The organism is Kribbella monticola (assembly GCF_003261635.1).
Classification (GTDB): Bacteria; Actinomycetota; Actinomycetes; order Propionibacteriales; family Kribbellaceae; genus Kribbella; species Kribbella monticola.
This window is the reverse complement of record NZ_QFXK01000027.1, coordinates 1-19649: the sequence shown is the minus strand read 5'-3', so window position 1 is coordinate 19649 and position 19649 is coordinate 1. Positions and strand designations below refer to the sequence as shown.

The following is a 19649-nucleotide window of genomic DNA, read 5'->3' as shown; positions in this document are numbered from 1 at the left end:
TCAGGTATATCGAGCCGCTGTCGTCTCGGAACCCCGTTCGCGCCGCTTCTGTCCCGGTCGCTCAGGCTCTCCGGAGGTCGTCCGGACTTCACGTTGGACGGCGTCCTCGAGACCGAGCATCGGCTGCTTCGAAGTGACGATCACCGCGCATCGTCCGTCGGCCGGCAGCAGCGGCCGGAGCTGCCCTGCGTCTGCTGCCTCGTCCAGCACGAGTAGTACTGACCTTCCGGCCAGCCTGCTACGCAGTACGCTCGCCCGCTCCTCCACCGAGGCCGGTAGGTCTGCCTCGTCGAGCCCGAGCGAGCGCAGCAGTCGACCGAGCACGGCCGGGGCAGGTACGGCGTCGCCTGAGCTGTCTTGGAGGGAGGCGAAGAGCTGTCCGTCCGGGTACTCCCCCGCTACTTGGTGCGCGAGCCTGATCGCCACCGCGGACCTATCGGCGCCGTACAGACAAAGCACCGCCGGTACGCCGTCCGGCCGGCCAGGGCGGCTCAGCTCCACCCGCAGCTCGCTCAGCAGCGCGTCATATTCCGGTAGCGAGCCGTTGTCGGCGGGTAGCTCATCTGGAGGCTGGTCCCCCGACCGCAGATCCAGTGCGGCGTCCTGCCGCAAGATGGCCAGCTGTAGCTCGCGGACGCTCTCACCCGGTGTTGTCCCGAGCTCGTCGGCCAGACGGCGTACCAGGTCTCTATAGACAGCCAGCGAGTCCGTCTGCCGCCCGGATCGGTACAGGGCCAGCATGTACGCCGACGCGATGGTCTCCCGGAACGGCAGTGCTGTGCTGAGATCGGCCAACTCGGGCAGTAGCTCCTGGTGCCGTCCTAGCTCCAGTTCGGTCGCCACGCGAAGCTCCTGTGCTTCCCAGCGCGCTTCGTCGAGGTCGGCGGCCAACCGACGGCGTAGGTGCTCCTCCGCCACGTCTGCCAGCGCAGGCCCACGCCAAAGTGCCAGCGCATCCAGCAGCACCTTCCGGCGCTGCTCCAGATCCCGCGCCGCCTTCGCCTCGCGAACCAGCGCCGCGAACAGCTCCCAGTCCGTCCGCCCCGAAGCCCCCTGTACTGCGTATCCCTCGGCGCCACCCTCCAGACGGGTCTCTGGATCAGCCTTGGCCAGCATGGCCCTCAACCGCGACGCGTACACCTGCAGAGCCCGCTTGGGACGAGCCGGCCGCTCCTCCGGCCACAACAACCCGACCAGCCGCTCAGCCGACACCACCTTCCCCGGCTCGAGCAACAGGACGCCCAACAGCAACCGCTCCTGCCGCCGCTTGAGTTCGACCGGCCGACCGCCTGCCCACAGTTCCACGGGTCCCAGCAACCGGTACTCGACGTCCGCGGTCATCGGTCGTGACCAGCGGGCTCGACCTCAGCCGCTGCCTGGGCCTCGCTCAGCCGTCGCCGCAACCTCTCCTCGCGCGCCTCGTCGCCGGCCCGGATCGCCTCACGCAACCCGGTCTCCAGAGCGGGAACCGCTTCGTCGAGTCTGCCGAGGTCGAGCAGCACCTCGCCCAACTGGCCGACCGAGAGGTCCCGGTCATGGTTCTGGCTCAGCTCGTCGTAGAGGGCGATGCCGGCGCGGTAACGGTCGACAGCTTCGGCGAGCCGATTCTCGAGGTGATTCAGTTGCCCGAGTTCGTCGAGGATGAATGCTTGTTGCCATTTGTTGGCAGCCTCCTGCGAACACCGCAGGGCGCTCTCCAAGTACTGCCGTTGCCGGCCGGGATCGCCCAGCGCCTGGTAATGGAGGCCGACCGAGAGCCGGGCACCCGCCTCGAGCTTGACCTCGCCATGTCGTTCGGCAAGGGTGACCGCCCGCAAGCCGTACTCGACCCCTTCGGCGTGCCGGCCGAGCATGTGCAGGACCCGGTTGAAGTTGTTCAGCGCGGCGAGTTCGGCCCGTGTCACCCGGCAGGTTTCCAGCAGCGGAATTGCTTCCCGGTAAGCCTCGACCGCACCCTCGACGTCACCGGAAAAGGCACGATAGACGCCCAGATCGGACAGTAGGAGTCCTTCCGCCAACCGGTCCGAGGTCTGCCGGGCGATCTCCAGCGCCACCGTGGCCCGGCGAAGGGCATCCGGCCAGCATTCACGGGAAAAGGTGTAGGTGGACAGCCCGAGCACCAGCGAGAGCACACCTTCTCGCGTCGTCTCGCCGGACTGCGCTCCCTGCAGAGCCAAGGCGGTCACCTTCGCGCCGGCGGCGTCCAGCCAGTCGAAGCCCTGCTCGCCCTGCAGGTTCTCCGGTACCTCGCCGGCTTTCCGTCGGCCGGCAGCCCATTCAAGTCTCGCGGCGGTCGGGCCGCGGCTCTCCAGACACTGCCAGGCCACCGCGGCGTACAGCTCGACGAGCCGCCCGATCACCGCGCTCCGATCGGCCGTCGTCAGACCGGCCTCTGCCTGCTCCCGGGCGAAAGCCCACAAGAGGTCGTGCAGCCGATAGCTGCCCGGCGCCGGCGTCTCGAGAAGCTGGGCATCGACCAACCGCTCCAAGACGGTTTCGGCCGTTGTCTCGTCCACCCCGAGAACCCTGGCCGCCTCGAGCAACCGCAGGTGCGCAGCGTCCGGCACACCGAGCCGGAGAAACGCTGCCGCGGCCTGGCGATCGATTGGGTCGGCCGACCGCTCCAGGTGCTCCAACGAACTGGCGAAGACGGTCCGGATGCTCGTGCCTTCCAGGCTGAGCTGGTCCAGGCGGCCGTGGACGTCAGCGACCCGCTGCACCAGGTGGCTGATCGGCCACGCCGGTCGGGAGGCCAGCCGGGCGCCGAGGATCCGGATCGCCAGCGGCAGGTATCCACAGGCGCTCAGCAGAGCGGCCGCGGCCTCCGGCTCCGCCGCCATGCGGGCAGGGCCGGCGAACTGCTGGAGCAGCTCTGCGGCCTCGGCTGCAGTCAGTACGTCGAGCTGGATCTGGGCAGCGTCCAGGCCTGAAAGGGGCGACCTGCTGGTGACGATGGTCGCGCTCGCGCCGGCTCCCGGCAGCAAGCCGTCGACGGCCCCCGACCCGGCGACGTTGTCGAGGACGAGCAGGACTCGCCGCTGCGCCAGGATCGATCGACACTGGGCCGACGCCTCGGAAGGATCGGCCGGCACCTCGTCGCCGGCCACGCCCAGACCGCGCAGCGCGGCACTGATGGCATCGATCGGTGCCATCGGCTCCTCGGCGCCGTAGCCGCGCAGGTCGAGGAAGAGCTGGCCGTCCGGGAACAGGTCCGCGACCCGGTGAGCGACCTCGACGGCCAGAGCGCTCTTCCCGACACCGGCCATCCCGGAGATCGCGGAAACGACGACAACCGAACCGGCCGAGCCGTTCGCGCGCGCGGCCAGGAGCTCGGTCAGAGCATCGAGCTGCGTCTGCCGTCCGACGAACGTCCTCGGCGCGGGCGGAAGTTGCCGCGGTACGGCGACGGGCCGGCCGGCCGACAGGCCGGGGTCGTCCCGCAGGATCGCGACCTCGAGCTCCTGCAGGCGAGGACTGAGCTGGAGTCCCACCTCGGCCCGGACGTTTCGCTTGGCCACCGTCAGCAGTTCCAGGGCGTCCAGTCGGCGACCAGCGCGGTACAGAGCGAGCGATTGGGCGGCCAGCAGGCCTTCCCTGGTCGGGTGAAGAGCCAGTAGACCAGCAAGCTCGGGAACCAGCTCTGCGCCCGCTCCCGCTTCCAGGTCGGCGTGGATGCGGTCCTCCAGCGCTGTCAGACGTTCTTCCTCCAGCCCTGCGCAGAGCCGGTGACGTAGTTCCTCGGAGGCCACGTCGGACAGCGCCGGGCCGCGCCACAGTTCCAGAGCCTGACCGAGCAGTCGCGACCGTTCCGCCGCCTGCTCACTGGTCGCGGCGATTCGCCGGAGCTCCCGGAAACGGGCGACGTCGATCGACTCCGGGCTGATGTCGAGCCGGTAGCCCTGGTCCCGGCCCGTGATGGCTGCTTCAGCCGGCAACGCCTTGCGGAGCCGGGACACGTACACCTGCAAAGTCCGGTACGGCTGGGACGGGACCTCGTCCGTCCAGAGCAGCGCGACCAGCCGGGCTGCAGGGATCAGCTGATTGGCGGAGAGGGCCAGTACGGCGAGGAGGAGACGCTCCTGGCGGCGGCCGAGCGGGACGACCTTGCCATTGGCCACCACCTCGACGGGGCCGAGCAACCGGAGCTCCACGAGGGCAGCGTAGCTCGGTGGTAGGCGCTGGGTAACCGGGTTCCCACATGCTGCGACTACGTCGGCAGCCGCCGTACGCCGCCCGGTCCACCGCTCATGGTGCCGCCCCTCGAACCGGAGGAACGATGTCAGCTCCGTGCTTGTCCTGGAAACTGTTCGCTGCAGCTGTAGTGCTGATCGGTGGTGTGCTGCCCGGTGGCACCGCTCAGGCTGGGACAGGGACCGGACGTGGGTGGTGCAACAGCGTCGTGGGGCTTCCCAGTGCGCATTGCCGCGGCGCTGCGCCGAGGTTGCGGGACAAGGTTCCCTCGCGGCCGCTGGCGGCAGTCGGCCGTTCGCGGCGGCGGGCTCGCCGCCGCGAACTGGAACCGTTCGTGCCCTGCTCAGGGCAGTTGGTCAGCTCTCCCGGACGTTGACCGTCACGAAAGGCGGCTTGACCACTTCGAAGGCTTCCTGACGGCCACGGATGTCCACGGCCACCTCGTCGCCCTCCTTGACACTCGCGTCGAGGAGGGCGAGTGCGATGCCCTTCTTCAGCGTGGGCGAGAACGTGCCGGACGTGACCTCGCCCAGCGGTGCGCCACTGGAGTCCACGACGGTCATGTGCGGCCGCGGGATACCCCGGCCGACGGCCCGCAGACCACGGAGGATCTTGGTGGGCCCGGACTCCTTCTCCGCACGCAGCGCCTGCTCACCCCAGAAGTGCTCCTTCTTCCAGCCCACGGCCCAGCCCGACCGCGCCTGCACGGGCGTGATGTCGGGCGAGATGTCCTGACCGTGCAAGGGGTAGCCCATCTCGGTCCGCAGGGTGTCGCGGGCACCGAGGCCGGCCGGGACGATCCCGTACTGCTCCCCCGCCGCCAGCAGCGCGTCGAACACGGCGACAGCCGCCTCGTTCGGTACTACGAGTTCGTAGCCCCGCTCGCCCGTGTAGCCGGTGCGGCAGACGACGACCGGCGTACCGGAGTAGTCGGCGACGACGAAGGACATGTAGTCGTGCCCGGTCGGCAGGCCGATCCCTGCGACCACCTCGTCGCTGTTGTGGCCCTGGACGGCGAGGATCGCGTAGTCGTCGTGGGTGTTCGTCACCACGACGCCCTCCGGCGCCTGCGCCTGCAGCAGACGGACCACCTCGGCGGTGTTCGCCGCGTTGGGGATGAGGAACACGTTGTCGTCGGCGTGCAGGTACGCGATCAGGTCGTCGACCACACCGCCGTTCTCCGCGCAGCACAGCGTGTACTGCGCCTGGCCGGGTGCGATCTTGCCCAGGTCGTTGGTGAGACAGGAGTTCACGTACGCCGCGGCACCGGGTCCCTGCACGGTCGCCTTGCCCAGGTGACTCACGTCGAAGACGCCGACGGACGTCCGGACAGCGGTGTGCTCGGCGACGACACCGCCGTACTCCAGCGGCATCTCCCAGCCACCGAACTCGGCGAACTTGGCTCCGAGCGCGACGTGCCGCTCGTGCAACGGGGACTTCTTCAGGACACCAGACTCGGTCATGCAGCGGAACTTACCGGAAACCGATGGCGCAACAGTGTGGCCCGCATCTCCGTGCCACTTCCGGGCGGCCATCTGCGCACATCCGCCGGCTGGTGACGCGTAGCATGCACAGGCAGCACGCACGTACCGTGACGACCGGCGGCCTGCCATCCGGTCAAGGAGGACTGAGGATTTCGTGAGCACCATCACTTTGAGCAAGTCCGATGCAGCCGGCGTCAAAGCCGACGTCGTCGTCATCGGCGTGGTCAAGCTCGACGGCGGCGTGGCCCTGCCCGCCGGTACCGAGTCGCTGAACGCCGCGTACGGCGGACAGCTGGTGGAGGTGCTGTCCGGTCTCGGCGCCACCGGCAAGACCGGTGAGGTCACCAAGGTGCCCGGCCCGAAGCCGGGCAAGTCGGCGCTGCTGATCGCGGTCGGCCTCGGCACCGCTCCGGACGGCGCACTGAAGACCGAAGACCTCCGTACGGCGGCCGGTGTCGGCGTCCGCGCGGCCAAGACCGGCCAGTCCGTCGCGTTCGCCCTGCCGACGCCGGACGCCGAGTGTGTCCGCGCGGTCGCCGAGGGTGCGCTGATCGGCCGGTACTCGTTCAACGCCTACAAGTCCGAGGCGAGCGAGGATGTCCCCGGCAACCTGATCGTGCTGACCGACCTGGCCCGCAACCGGGACGCGAAGGCGGCACTCGAGCGTGCCGAGATCGTCGCCGACGCCGTGCACCAGGTCCGCGACTGGGTGAACATGCCCCCGTCCGACCTGCACCCGGCCGAGTTCGCGGCGCACGCGGTGAAGCTGGGCAAGGAGCACGGCGTCAAGGTCGAGGTGCTCGACGAGAAGGCCCTGGCCAAGGGCGGGTACGGCGGCATCCTCGGCGTCGGCCAGGGATCGGAGAACCCGCCGCGCCTGGTCCGGCTCACCTACACGCCGAAGAAGCCGGTCACCCACCTCGCCTTCGTCGGCAAGGGCATCACTTTCGACTCGGGCGGCCTGTCGCTGAAGACGGCCAGCGGCATGGTCAGCATGAAGTCCGACATGGCCGGCGCGGCCGCTGTCATCGGCGCCACGCTGGCGATCGCGCGCCTCGGCTTGCCGGTGCAGATCACCACGTATGCCGCGATGGCCGAGAACATGCCGTCCGGCTCGGCGGCGCGGCCTTCCGACGTACTGACCATGTACGGCGGTAAGACGGTCGAGGTGCTGAACACCGACGCCGAAGGCCGGCTCGTGCTGGGCGACGCGCTGGTCCGGGCGTCCGAGGACCAGCCCGATCTGATCGTCGACGTGGCGACCCTGACCGGCGCGTGTGTCGTTGCCCTGGGCACCAAGGTGGCCGGCGCGTTCGCGAACACCGACACCGCGCGGGACCGGGTGGTCGACGCCGCGATCGCTGCCGGTGAAGCGATGTGGCCGCTGCCGATCCCGACCGAGATGCTCGACAAGCTGCGCTCGCACTCGAAGGTCGCCGACCTGGCGAACATCACCGGCGAGCCGTGGGGCGGCGCGCTGGCGGCAGCCGCGTTCCTCGGCGACTTCGTTGCCGACGGCATCGACTGGGTGCACCTCGACGTGGCCGGTCCCGCCTTCAACGACGGCGGCCCGTCCGGCTACACCCACTCCGGCGGCACCGGCTACTCGGTCCGCACCCTCGTCGAACTGGCCGCATCAGCCAGCTGATCACCCGCTCACAGGCCGGATCGAGGAACTGCTCGACATACTCGATCCGGTCCGCCGTGCTCGACCCGGCCGGCCGGTTCGGAGTACTGGACCCGGCGCCGCGCCGGTTCGACCCGGCCGCCCGGTTCGGAGTGCTCGACCCGGCGTCCCAGCGGTTCAACCCGGCCGGCCGGTTCGGAGTGCTCGACCCGGCGTCGCGCCGGTTCAAGCCGGTCGCCCGGTTCGGAGTACTGGACCCGGCGTCGCGCCGGTTCAAGCCGGTTGCCCGGTTCGGAGTGCTGGCCCTTGGTTTGCTTAAGGCCGGCCGTTCTTCTTCTGGCGGGCGTTGTATTCGCGCATCCGCGGCGGGTAGCCGACGACGGCCGCGTCGTACGACGGGATGCCCAGCTTGTTCGCGAAGTTGTGCGCCCAGGCGACCGACGGGACGCGGCGCCGGGTCCACTCGCCGTCGATGGCGACCAAGAGCAGCGTGTAGTCGGTCACGGCCGTCTTCGGCTCGACGAATCCCTCGACACCCTGTCGTGTCTGGGCGAACTCGCGCAGGTGCGCCTGGTCGGGGTTGTCCGCCTTGCGCATCGTTCCCGGCCGCTGCCGGCGAAACCACTTCATCCCGTAAGTGTCGCCTATCTCCGCAAGTCCACGGTGACACGCGGGTCCCGCAGTACGGGCCCGGGAGCGACAGTCCGGGCCCGCGGTGACAAGATGACGCCGGGCCGGAACCCCGCGATCCGGGGCCGCCCGCCGACCCAGCAGCCCACGGAGGAACCTGTGACGAACCCGGCAGACAGCACCACCACCTACGACCTGCTGATCCTCGGCGGAGGCAGTGGCGGGTACGCCGCCGCGCTGCGGGCCGCGGTCCTCGGGATGTCCGTGGCGCTGGTCGAGAAGGACAAGCTCGGCGGCACCTGTCTGCACCGCGGCTGCATCCCGACCAAGGCGCTGCTGCACGCGGCCGAGGTCGCCGACTCGGCGCGCGAGGGCGAGCAGTTCGGCGTACGGACCACGCTCGAGGGCGTCGACATGGGCGGCGTGAACAAGTACAAGGACGGCGTCGTCGACCGGCTCTTCAAGGGACTTGTGGGTCAGATCAAGTCCCGCGGCATCACCGTGATCGAGGGCGAGGGGCGGCTCACGTCACCGACGACGGTCGCGGTCAACGGGACGACGTACACCGGCAAGAACGTCATCATCGCGTCCGGCTCCTACTCGCGCTCGCTGCCCGGACTGGAGATCGACGGCAACCGGGTGATCGCCAGCGAGCACGCGCTGACGCTGGACCGGGTTCCCGAGTCCGCGGTGATCCTCGGCGGCGGCGTGATCGGCGTCGAGTTCGCCAGCGCGTGGACGTCCTTCGGTACCAAGGTGACCATCGTCGAGGCGCTGCCGCGACTCGTCCCGGCCGAGGACCCCGATTGCAGCAAGACGCTGGAGCGGGCGTTCCGCAAGCGCAAGATCGCCTTCAAGACCGGTACGCCGTTCGAATCGGTCGACACCCATGACAACGGCGTTCGCGTCACCGTCGCCGGCGGCGAGGTGATCGAGGCCGAGGTGCTGCTGGTCGCCGTCGGCCGCGGACCGAACACCTCCGGCCTGGGCTACGACGAGGTCGGCATCGCGCTCGACCGCGGCTTCGTCACCGTCGACGAGCACCTGCAGACCAGCGTGCCCGGCGTGTACGCCGTCGGCGACATCGTGCCCGGACTCCAACTCGCCCACCGCGGTTTCCAGCAGGGCATCTTCGTGGCCGAGCACCTCGCCGGCCTGAACCCGGCGCCGATCGACGAGGCCGGCATCCCGCGCGTCACCTACTCCGAACCCGAGGTCGCCTCCGTCGGCCTCACCGAAGAGCAGGCGAAGGCGAAGTACGGCGAGGTCGAGATCCTGAACTACAACCTCGGCGGCAACGGCAAGAGCCAGATCCTCAAGACGGCCGGCTTCGTCAAGCTGGTCCGCGCCAAGGACGGCGCCGTGGTCGGCCTGCACATGGTCGGCTCCCGGGTCGGCGAACTGATCGGAGAAGCCCAGCTGATCTACAACTGGGAAGCCTTCCCCGCCGACGTCGCGCCGCTGATCCACGCCCACCCGACCCAGAACGAGGCCCTCGGCGAAGCGCACCTCGCGCTGGCCGGAAAGCCTTTGCACTTCCACGAGTAAGTTGGACACGTCTCCTGGTGCCCTGCCGTCGCGAGCAGGTGCTCGGCGCGGCGAGCTGCCGTGCCGAGGGCCGCGTAGTACGCGAGGAACCAGGAGACCTGCCCTGGCTGAGGCTGGTACGGGGTGGGTGCGCTGTGACCCGCGTCCCGCTCGTACCGGCGGCACCGTAGGCTGACTCTCGAACCGATCAGACGAAGGAGCAACGACCGTCATGCCGACCTCTGTATCCCTGCCGGCCCTCGGGGAGAGCGTCACCGAAGGAACCGTCACCCGCTGGCTCAAGCAGGTCGGTGACACGGTTGCCGTTGACGAGCCCCTGCTGGAGGTCTCGACCGACAAGGTCGACACCGAGATCCCCTCCCCCGTCGCCGGCACCTTGCTCGAGATCAAGGCCGCCGAGGACGAAACCGTAGAGGTCGGCGCCGAACTGGCCGTCATCGGCGACGCCGGTGAATCGACCGGCTCCGAGCCGGCCGCTCAGCCGCAAGCCGAAGCTCCCGCCGAGCAGGCACCGGCCGAGGAGCTTCCTGCGGCCGAAGAACAGCCTGCCCCGGCCGCTGAGGAAGCCCCCGCCCAGGAGCCTGCCGCTCAGGAACCTGCTGCTCAGGAGCCTGCCGCGCAGCAGCCCGCCGCGCAGGAGGCTCCGGCCGCTGAAGCCGCCCCGTCTTCGTCGGGCTCTTCTTCTGGTACGTCGGTAACTCTCCCCGCCCTGGGTGAGAGCGTCACCGAAGGCACCGTCACCCGCTGGCTCAAGCAGGTGGGCGACGACGTAGCCGTCGACGAACCCCTCCTCGAGGTCTCCACCGACAAGGTCGACACCGAGATCCCGTCTCCGGTCGCCGGCAAGCTCCTGGAAATCAAGGTCGCCGAGGACGAAACCGTCGAGGTAGGCGCCGAGCTGGCAGTCGTCGGCTCCGGCGACGCCGCCCCGGCCCAGTCGGCGCCCTCGCAGTCCGCGCCCGCCCAGTCCGCGCAGGCCGACTCCGCGCCCGCTCAGTCCGCTCCGGCCGCATCGTCGAACAGTGGCGACGCGCCTTCCAACGGCAACGCAGCCGCACCGGCTCCCGCAGCCGCCCCGGCCGCACAGCAGGCCGCCCCCGCCGCCGCACCGGCACGCCAGGCAGCTCCGGCAGCCCAGGCTCCGGCCCCGCAGTCTGCTCAGGCACCCGCAGCCCAGGCTCCGGCCGCTCAGGCTCCGGCGGCTCAGGCTCCGGCGGCTCAGCCGTCGGCGCAGGCTCCTGCTCCGCAGAGCGCACCTGCCCCCGCGGCAGCGCCCGCACCAGCCGCGGCGCCGGCGTCCGCAGTACCGGCTTCTTCCAATGGCTCCTCCTCCGACGGTCCGAACTACGTGACCCCGCTCGTCCGCAAGCTGGCGACGGAGCACGGTGTCGACCTGGGCTCGGTAGCGGGCACGGGTGTCGGCGGCCGTATCCGCAAGCAGGACGTACTCGCCGCCGCAGAGGCCAAGAAGGCTCAAGCGGCTGCCGCACCTGCTCCGGCTGCTGCCTCATCCGCTCCGGCTGCCTCGGCGCCGGCTCCGGTCAGCCCGCTGCGCGGCACCACCGAGAAGATGAGCCGCATCCGCAAGGCGATCGCCAACCACATGGTCAACTCGCTGCACGTTTCGGCGCAGCTGACCACGGTGGTCGAGGTCGACGTCACCGAGATCGCCAAGCTCCGGAACGCGAAGAAGGCCGAGTTCGAGGCCCGCGAGGGCGTCAAGCTGTCGTTCCTGCCGTTCTTCGCCCTCGCCGCCGTGGACGCGCTCAAGCAGTACCCGAAGCTGAACGCGTCCATCAACGACGAAGCCGGCGAGGTCACGTACCACGCTGCCGAGCACCTGGGTATCGCGGTGGACGCCGAGAAGGGCCTGATGGTCCCGGTCGTACACAACGCCGGTGACCTGAACATCGCCGGCCTCGCCAAGAAGATCGCCGATCTCGCCGACCGCACCCGCAACAACAAGGTGCTGCCGGACGAGATGGCGGGCGGCACGTTCACCATCACCAACACCGGTAGCCGCGGCGCCCTCTTCGACACCCCGATCCTGAACCAGCCGCAGGTCGGCATGCTCGGCACCGGCGCCGTCGTCAAGCGTCCCGTCGTGATCACTCACCCGCAGCTGGGCGAGACGATCGCGATCCGCCAGATGGTCTACCTGGCGCTCACCTACGACCACCGCCTGGTCGATGGCGCCGACGCGGCGCGCTACCTGACCGCAGTCAAGCAGCGCCTCGAAGAAGCCCAGTTCGACGTCTGAGCTTCTGTACTGACTGAACACCCCGTGGGGCCGGGCGCTACGAGCGCCGGGCCCCACGGCCTTTCCTGGCCAACTTTCACCAACCACGCGCCTCCGCTCCAACCAGGCACCGCTCCTCCAGCTGAGTGGCTGGCGTACGGCGGTGGTACGACGACGTCCGTCGGCAAGGCTCAGCTCGGCAGGACCCGGTGAGAGGCCGCACAACGTAAACCCGCACGACGTCGAGCAGCGCGTGGCCAGGTTCGGTGTGACTGCAAACTCAGCGCCGATTGGTTTCGGCGGGTCTCGGTGCTGGTTTTGTGGGAACTGGTTCGATGGCGTTGTCTGCTGAGCTGGAACTGCCGCCGGACCGAATTGTTTCCGCGACCAAGGGGCCGATGATCGGATGAAGTACGTATTGGCCGGTTCGTCCGGCTTCCTGGGCAAGGCACTCGCGCGCGATCTGGTGTCCGACGGCCACGCAGTGGTCCGCCTCGTACGCCGCGCGCCGAGCCGACCCGACGAAGTCCGCTGGGACCCATCCGCCGGCCAACTGGATCCCACCGCACTCGCCGACGCCGACGTACTAGTGAATCTCGCGGGCGCCAACATCGGCCGACCGTGGACCCCGACGTACCGCAAGACCATCCGCGAAAGCCGCGTCAGCACCACGGCAACCCTCGCCTCCGCGGCCGCCGCCCTCGACCACCGACCGGTGTTCATCACCCAGAGCGGAATCGGCGGATACGGCAAGGACTGCGGCGATCGCACCCTCACAGAGGAATCCGAACTCGGCGAAGGATTCCTCTCCGACGTCGTCCGCCTCTGGGAAGGCGCAGCCGAACCCGCCCGCACCGCCGGCTGCCGAGTCGCCTCCCTTCGCACCGGTGTTGTCATCGACCGCGACGCTCCCGCCTTCCAGCTCATGTCACTTCCCTTCCGTCTCGGCTTCGGCGGTCGCCTCGGCTCTGGCAAGCAGTACTTCCCGGTGGTCTCGCTCACCGACTGGCTCCGCGCCGTACGCTTCGTCGCCGAACACGACGAGATCAGCGGCCCCGTCAACGTCGACCTCCCTACTCCTGTGACGAACCAGGACTTCACCACCGCCCTCGGCAAGGCCCTCCACCGCCCGACCTTGATCCCCGTACCGTCCTTCGTCCTCACCACCTTGCTCGGCGAATTCGCCTGGGAACTCATCGGCAGCAAGCGCGCCCTGCCCACCAAACTCCTCGACGCCGGCTTCACCTTCACCCACCCCACCGCCGAGGCAGCCTTGGCCGCCACTCTCAGTTGACCTCCATCTGCATCCGGACTCAGGCGAGCTAGATATGCGAATGTGCCCGTCAGCAAGCCGGAGTCTTTGTCTGACTGCCGAATCGATTCCGAGGGCGAGGGGTGCACGCCTACTACTGGTACGTCGAGCTTGTCCTGCGAGCCTGCAGCGGTGGATCAGAGAGCAGTGACCTCGGCTATTCGCCACGCGCCGGGTGCGTCGGCTTGGAGGACGATGCGGCGGGCAACCGGTCTACCTCTTGGAAAGGTCGTTCTACGGCCAGCCGGGTCGACAGCGGCGCCGGAGACCAGGCGATCTACGACTTGCAGGATGGCGCGATCGGTCAGCTCACTTTCGATCACCAAGCTTCGAATTTCCATCGTGAGACCCTCGATTCGTAGTCGCTGCGTCCGGTAACTCGCAAGCAAGTCCTTGTCCGCCTTCCAGGGCACGCTTCCGGGGACATAGATCGCATCCAGCCCACTGACGTCCCCGGTCCTGAAGACCGTTGATCGCTTTCGGTCCAGCGCCCTCAATACGTCCAGCCAAGGTGTTGGCCAGTCCGTTCCCGGCGGCGTCGATACCGCCGTAGCCGTCGGGAGACTCCCTGACGGATCCGGCGTACCGGCGCCGGACGTCGCTCGCCCAGACGCGACCGAGGTAGCTGTCCCCGGAGACTCGGCATCCCCCGTGGATGCCGCAGTACTCGCACCTCCGCCCAGAACACCAACAGCGACCAGACCAAGCACCAGGACAACCATCGCTGCTGCACCCACCGCAGCCAGTACGCCGTACGCGGGCGCTCGTCCTCGCAACCTCTCGCTCAACCGCAGTCGGACACCCCACCACTGCCAAGGCCGCTTACTCTTCCGCCGCCCGGCCCGACCTCGACGTCTGGTCGATCGACGCTGGCCCCTCCAATCACGCGCTCCTCTCCCGCGACTAAGCGTCCCGACCTGAGGCCGGCCAACCGGTTGTCGTTGAGCAAGCCATCCAGCCGCATCAACTTGTGGGACAGGCGCCGCTGCGGCCGCTCGATCTCCGTCGCCGACGTCAAGACCAGCTGGCGACTCTGCTTCTTCACCCAATCGAGTACCGCCGAGGCCTTGAAGCCGCAGCCGTCCACCCGCACCACCCATGACCGTCGATCCGGGAGTCGCGAGTGATGGTTCGTAGCCGGCGACACCACCAAAGGCGCGAACAGATCCCTCAGCCGCCGGACCGCCAAACGGACGCCATGCAGGCGACACACCGCGCTCGCCCTTCGTCCGCAGAGCGCCGACGACACCATCGATGAAGCGGTTGCGCGGACCGGAAGTCCTCGGCGTAACCGTTCGGCCTCTCCCTTGCCGTGTGCCGCTGCGCCCTTTCCCTAGACGATTGACCGCATTCTTACTGCCTCGACGAGCACCGCCCGCTCCCGGCCGCGCCGGCGCAGCAGCCCCCTTGTCCGACGTTCCGCCCGCTGACCCCGCAGCGCCGCCGGCTTCCGTATCGACCTCAGAACCAGATGCACCGGGCGCCTCACGGCTCCGCTCCGAAGACCCATCCTCCGGCCGCTTTCGCCGCACGCCTTGGCGATTCCCATTCAGAACCCCCGCACCACCACGCGTCCCACCCGCACCCACACCGCTGCTGCCACTCGAATCCGCGCCCTCAGCAGAATCGCCAGTCGCCGAACTCGAGCCCGAAGCGCCAGGCGGAACATCATCAGACGCCAGATCATCGCCAGCCCCAAAAGATGCGCCTAGATCAACCTCGGAATCACCCGCCGAGCTAGCGCCGTCCAAGAAATTGGTGTCGCCCGCGGACGCAGGGTCGTCCACAGCAGGTGAGGTGGAGGCAGGTGGCCGGCTGGTCGGCGTACGGATGTTCGGGCCTTCGAAGCCGTCGTCGGGCGGCGCCAGCGCTGCAGGGATTGCTGTGGCGCCCAGGAAGGCGATCGGGGCGGGTATCGCTAGCCGGAGTACGCGGTCGGCTGTTTGTTGGGCGTCGCCTTTGAATAGCGATGCCTTGAACAGACTCGGGTCTCCACCTGCGGCTACGGCTAGCTCCGCGAGAGCCTGCAAGTCGGACTCGGGAGTCGCCGAAGGGTCGGTCAAGCAGCGAAGGCCGACATCGGTCAGCACCGGGCGACCTTCGGCATCGAGCATGACGTTGTCCAAGGTGAGGTTGCCATGAGTCAGCCCGATGCGATGGATCGCCGCGAGCCCCTGTGCCAGCGGGCCGATCAAGGTCACCAATTCGCCCTTCGACAGCGGTTGGCGGCGTTCCAGGAGGCTCGCGAGCGTGCCGGCCGCGACGTACTGGCTGAAGAGCAGCCAATCGCGGTCGGCTTGGCGTACGTCGAGCAAGCGGGCAACGTGTGGGTTGTCGATGGATCGGGTCAGGGCCAGGTCCCGCTGGAACTCCTCGACAGCCGGGACCGTGGCTGCCGGGATGCGTTTGAGCACGGCGTGCCGGCCGGAGCCGAGGTTCCGAAGCAGCCAGACAGAACCGGTCGCTCCGGACCCGAGGCCGCGGCGCAAGCTGTAGCCGGCGATGTCTTCGAGTGCCATACCTAGGAGGATGCCCGGATTGGTCGGACCGCCGCCGAAGTTATCCACAGCTCCCGTCGCGGACCTCGCCTGTGGATGGCGGCGAACGGCGCCGCGACCGGCGACATACACTCGAAGGCGTGCGCGAGATCAATTATGTGAGGGCCGGGTTCGGCGCCGAAGCGGTCGACTACGAGCAGGCGTGGGCGGAGCAGCGTCGCCTGCACGCGGCAGTTGCCGAGGGCACCGAACCGGATACCGTCATCCTCCTCGAACACCCACCTGTATACACAGCAGGCAAACGCACGGAGCCGCACGAGCGCCCACTGGACGGTACGCCGGTGGTCGACGTGGACCGAGGCGGTAAGATCACCTGGCACGGGCCGGGTCAGCTCGTCGGCTACCCGATCGTCAAGCTCGCCTCGCATGTGTACGTCGTGGACTACGTTCGGCGGTTGGAGGAAGCGCTCATCGCGGTCTGTGCCGACCTCGGGGTCAAGACCGGGCGAGTCAAGGGACGCAGCGGAGTCTGGGTTCCGGCGGACGACCGCGGGCGTGAGCGCAAGATCGCGGCGATCGGCATCCGCGTCGCGCAGAGTGTGACGATGCACGGCTTCGCGCTGAACTGCGACAACGACCTCGCCTGGTTCGACCGGATTGTCCCCTGTGGCATCTCGGACGCTGACGTCACGACGCTCAGCAAGGAATTAGGGCGCCAGGTCACCATCACCGAAGTCCTGGATTCGGTCGAACACCACCTCACCAACGTGCTCGCCTGGGACCCGTACGAGCGCACCCCCGACCTCCCCCACACCGAGCCCGAGCCCCCATCCGGCATCACCTACGGCCTCACCGTCGCCCCGCTCTCCTAACAACACCCCGTACGCCAACCAGCCGGCCTACTTCCGTACACCAGCCAACCGGCCTACTGCCCCTTCCTCGACCGGCCGGCCGACTCCCGCCTGCCTCGGCCCAGCCGGCCCACTCCCGTACGCCGACCAGCCGGCCGACTCACGCCTTCCTCCGCCCAGCCGGCCACTCCTGTACGCCGACCAGCCGGCCGACTCACGCCTTCCTCGGCCCAGCCGACCCGATCCCGTACGCCGACCAGCCGGCCGACTCACGCCTTCCTCCGCCCAGCCGGCCACTCCTGTACGCCGACCAGCCGGCCGACTCACGCCTTCCTCGGCCCAGCCGACCCGATCCCGTACGCCGACCAGCCGGCCTACTGCCGCCATATCAGCTCGCTTTGCCGCCGGTGCCCTTCCGTACGCCAGCCAGCTGGCTTACTTCCCCTTCCGCCGACCAGCCGGCCGACTCCCGGCTTCCTCAGCCCAGCCGGCCACTCCCGTACGCCGACCAGTCGGCCCACTTCCCCCTTCCCGCACCATCCGGCCCACACATCCCGTCCGCCGACCAGCCGGCCTACCTATCCTTCCTCGGCCAGCCGGCCGCATTCCCTACGCCGGCCGGCAACGTCGGTCAGGTCGGCCACGGCCGATCGCTCGCCATCTGCGCGCTCGGCGCGTTTTCAGCTGCGATGCCGACAGCTCACCCCGAGATCACCCGGCAAGCCGGCGACCCTACGCACCTGATGGGAACAGGTGGTTTTCGTCCACAGCTTCATGGGGGCTGTGGACAACTTGACCAGATCGGTCCGATTGGAATCTCCTTGAAAACAAGGGGATTCCGAGCCGAAAACTGTCGGTGGGGGTGTCTATCGTTGGTGGCATGGAGTTCCCGGAGCCGCGACCGGCGTACATGATGAGCGACAGCGAAATGCTGGCCGCTCTCGACGCCGTGCACGACGAGGTGACTCGCCTGAATGCGTACCGGCTCGAGCTCCTCGCACGCTATGACGACACCGGTCATGCGAAAGTCCTCGGCGCCCACGACACCATCGAGCTCATCAGCTCTCGGCACCGGCTCAACTCGAAGGACGTGCGCGCCGACCTCAAACTCGCCAAAGCGCTGCCCAAGTACAAGATCGTCGACGCAGCTGTGCCCAAGCTGTACGACGCTCCCGATCCTGCGACCGCCGACGAAGAAGCCAGGTACAACCTGCATCTCGGCCAGGCCAAAGCCATCGTCAACGCGCTCGAGAGCATCCCGACCACCGCCATGGTTCCGGTCGAACAGCTCAACGCGGCCGAGGCCCAGCTGGTCAAGGCCGCCCGCCACCTCAATCCGGCCGACCTGCGCAAACTCGGCAACCAAGCCCGCGACATCCTCGACACTGACGGACCCGAACCCGCCGAAGAGGACGCCTACCGCCGAGAAGCCTTGTGGCACAGGAAAGCCGACAACGGCGTACGGTTCGGCGGCTACTTGGCGAACGAAGATGCCGAACTCTTCCAGACGCTGATCCACGCGGGATCCAAGCCCCACAAGACCTTGGACGGACAGCCCGACCCCCGCGGCCGCGACAAGCGACAGGCCGACGCCCTGGTCAACCTCCTCAATACCGCAGCCACCACGTCCACCGGCGGCACGGCTCCCCACATCAGCGTCACCATCGACTACGACTCCCTCAAGTCCGACCTAGCAGCCGCGTACGCCGCCCACGAGACGGCAACACCCGACACCGAAACCGGATCACCGGCTGCTGCTCCGGCATCTTCCAGCGGCGGCATGACGAGTACTGCGACGGCCGTACCGCTCAGCTTGAAGGGGCGCGGCCCTGGATTCGGCCAAGTCGTCTTCGGTGACAACCTCTCCGCTTCCGCGGTCCGCCGCCTCGCGTGCGACGCGAACATCATTCCGATCGTGCTCGGTTCGGATTCCCAACCGCTCGACGTCGGCATGGAGAAGCGGTTCGTCACCAGTGCGATGCGCCATGCGCTCAAGCTCCGCGACAAGGGCTGCGTGATCTGCGGCGCACCCCCGATCCAGTGCGATGCGCACCATCTGGTCCACTGGGCCGACGGCGGCCCGACAGCTCTGCACAATCTCGCCCTGTTCTGCAAAATCCACCACCGCGAGATCCACAGCGGCCGTTGGACCGTCACGATCGTCGACGGAATCGTCAACGTCACCCGTCCCACCTGGGCCGACCCACCCATAAGACCACCACTCCGCCTAAGCCGACTGGCTTCAGGCAACCCCGTCGACGCTGCGGCCTCCATCTGGTCCGAGCCACACCCGACCTCACCGGCCGACGGTCAACCACCCCGCATGCCGGGGGCACCAGGCACACCCGGGCCACTACGCACGCCCTGGGCACCACCCAGGCCCGAGGCACCACGCACTCCGGGGACGCCAGGCGCATCCGGGGCACCACGCATCCCCTGGGCATCGGCCACGCCCGAGTTACCACCCACGCCCGCGTCACCACCCACTCCCGCCGCACCAAGCGAACCGGGGGCACCAGGCGAACCTGGGGCACCACGCGCGCCCTGGCCAACCACCGCCGTACTTGAGCCCGAGCTCAACCACTCGCCCGATGCTGCCCACCCGCCACCGACGCGCATCTGGCCCCACACCACCGACGTCCCCTGGATCACGCCGGAGGAAGCCGCACGCCTCAACCCTTGGGGCGACGGAGCAGGCGACGTCGCCTAGCCAGGCCGTCCGGGCCACCACCCGCCGTACTTGGGCCCGGGCCCAACCATTCGCCCGATGCTGCCCACCCGCCACCAACGCGCTCCTGGCTCAACACCACCGACACGCTCCTGGCCCCACCACCGACGTCCCCTGGATCACGCCGGAGGAAGCCGCACGCCTCAACCCATGGGGCGACGAAGCCGGAGATGTCGCCTAGCTAACCCGTCCGCGTGCGGTGAGTAGTGGCGGTGGGCAATTGGAGTGGGGCGGCGATGCGGGGGGGCGGTGGTGCGGCTGGTGGTGTGCGGGGCGGGGTTCGGGTGCCGGGTTGGGGCGGTAGGTGCTCCGGGGGTCGGGGTGTGCGGTGAGTGGCGGCGGTGGTTGAGGGACTGGTGGTGTGCGGGACGGAGGTTCGGGTGCCGGGTTGGGGCGGTAGGTGCTCCGGGGGTCGGGGTGTGCGGTGAGTGGCGGCGGTGGTTGATGGGCTGGTGGTTTGCGGGACGGAGGTTCGGGTGCCGGGTTGGGGCGGTAGGTGCTCCGGGGGTCGGGGTGTGCGGTGAGTGGTGGCGGTGGTTGA

General features: G+C 68.8%; 11 protein-coding genes and 1 pseudogene. 6 read left to right on the top strand and 6 right to left on the bottom strand.

Annotated elements, in window-relative coordinates; translation table 11 throughout:
• From DIZ26_RS11225 to gcvT, 3 genes are all read right to left on the bottom strand, one after another.
• A complete protein-coding gene (locus tag DIZ26_RS11225; protein WP_112240132.1) occupies window positions 1–1341 on the bottom strand; it encodes an AfsR/SARP family transcriptional regulator in 1341 nt (446 codons plus the stop codon).
• On the bottom strand, window positions 1338–4151 hold the full coding sequence (locus DIZ26_RS11220) for an AfsR/SARP family transcriptional regulator (RefSeq protein ID WP_112240130.1): 2814 nt from the start codon (window positions 4149–4151) through the stop codon (window positions 1338–1340). Before DIZ26_RS11220 ends, DIZ26_RS11225 begins: the two co-directional genes overlap by 4 nt.
• Window positions 4152–4547: 396 nt before the next feature.
• Complete coding sequence (gene gcvT / locus DIZ26_RS11215; RefSeq protein WP_112240128.1) at window positions 4548–5654, bottom strand: glycine cleavage system aminomethyltransferase GcvT; 1107 nt, start codon at window positions 5652–5654, stop codon at window positions 4548–4550.
• 175 nt (window positions 5655–5829) lie between these two features.
• On the opposite strand from gcvT, the gene DIZ26_RS11210 reads away from it, so the two are divergent.
• Window positions 5830–7323 carry a leucyl aminopeptidase gene (locus DIZ26_RS11210; RefSeq protein WP_112240126.1) on the top strand — a complete coding sequence of 498 codons (1494 nt, stop codon included), beginning with the start codon at window positions 5830–5832 and terminating at the stop codon, window positions 7321–7323.
• Window positions 7324–7617: 294 nt separating this feature from the next.
• Here DIZ26_RS11210 and DIZ26_RS11205 read toward each other — a convergent pair whose 3' ends face one another.
• The gene (locus tag DIZ26_RS11205) at window positions 7618–7932 is read right to left on the bottom strand and encodes a hypothetical protein (protein ID WP_112240124.1); all 315 of its coding nucleotides are present in this window, start codon (window positions 7930–7932) and stop codon (window positions 7618–7620) included.
• Window positions 7933–8091: 159 nt separating this feature from the next.
• Between DIZ26_RS11205 and lpdA the strand changes: the two genes are divergently transcribed.
• The 3 genes from lpdA to DIZ26_RS11190 all read left to right on the top strand — a co-directional run bounded on the left by lpdA (window position 8092) and on the right by DIZ26_RS11190 (window position 13013).
• Window positions 8092–9480 (top strand): dihydrolipoyl dehydrogenase, encoded by a 1389-nt coding sequence (gene lpdA, locus DIZ26_RS11200; RefSeq protein ID WP_112241079.1) that lies wholly within the window; start codon window positions 8092–8094, stop codon window positions 9478–9480.
• A 211-nt stretch (window positions 9481–9691) separates the two neighbouring features.
• Window positions 9692–11740 (top strand): 2-oxoglutarate dehydrogenase, E2 component, dihydrolipoamide succinyltransferase, encoded by a 2049-nt coding sequence (sucB, locus tag DIZ26_RS11195; protein ID WP_112240122.1) that lies wholly within the window; start codon window positions 9692–9694, stop codon window positions 11738–11740.
• A 385-nt stretch (window positions 11741–12125) separates the two neighbouring features.
• On the top strand, window positions 12126–13013 hold the full coding sequence (locus DIZ26_RS11190) for a TIGR01777 family oxidoreductase (protein ID WP_112240120.1): 888 nt from the start codon (window positions 12126–12128) through the stop codon (window positions 13011–13013).
• Between the two features lie 802 nt (window positions 13014–13815).
• Here the strand turns inward: DIZ26_RS11190 and DIZ26_RS38270 are convergent.
• Window positions 13816–14127, bottom strand: coding sequence for a hypothetical protein (locus DIZ26_RS38270; protein WP_232828264.1), 312 nt, complete (start codon window positions 14125–14127; stop codon window positions 13816–13818).
• Window positions 14128–15139: 1012 nt separating this feature from the next.
• Window positions 15140–15550, bottom strand: a pseudogene (locus DIZ26_RS38875) (protein kinase domain-containing protein); the annotation flags it as partial.
• A gap of 119 nt (window positions 15551–15669) precedes the next feature.
• On the opposite strand from DIZ26_RS38875, the gene lipB reads away from it, so the two are divergent.
• A complete protein-coding gene (lipB, locus tag DIZ26_RS11180) occupies window positions 15670–16401 on the top strand; it encodes a lipoyl(octanoyl) transferase LipB (RefSeq protein ID WP_112241077.1) in 732 nt (243 codons plus the stop codon).
• 859 nt (window positions 16402–17260) lie between these two features.
• Entirely contained in the window at window positions 17261–19090 is a 1830-nt protein-coding gene (locus tag DIZ26_RS11175; RefSeq protein WP_157979677.1) for an HNH endonuclease signature motif containing protein, read from the top strand.
• Window positions 19091–19649: the final 559 nt, after the last annotated feature.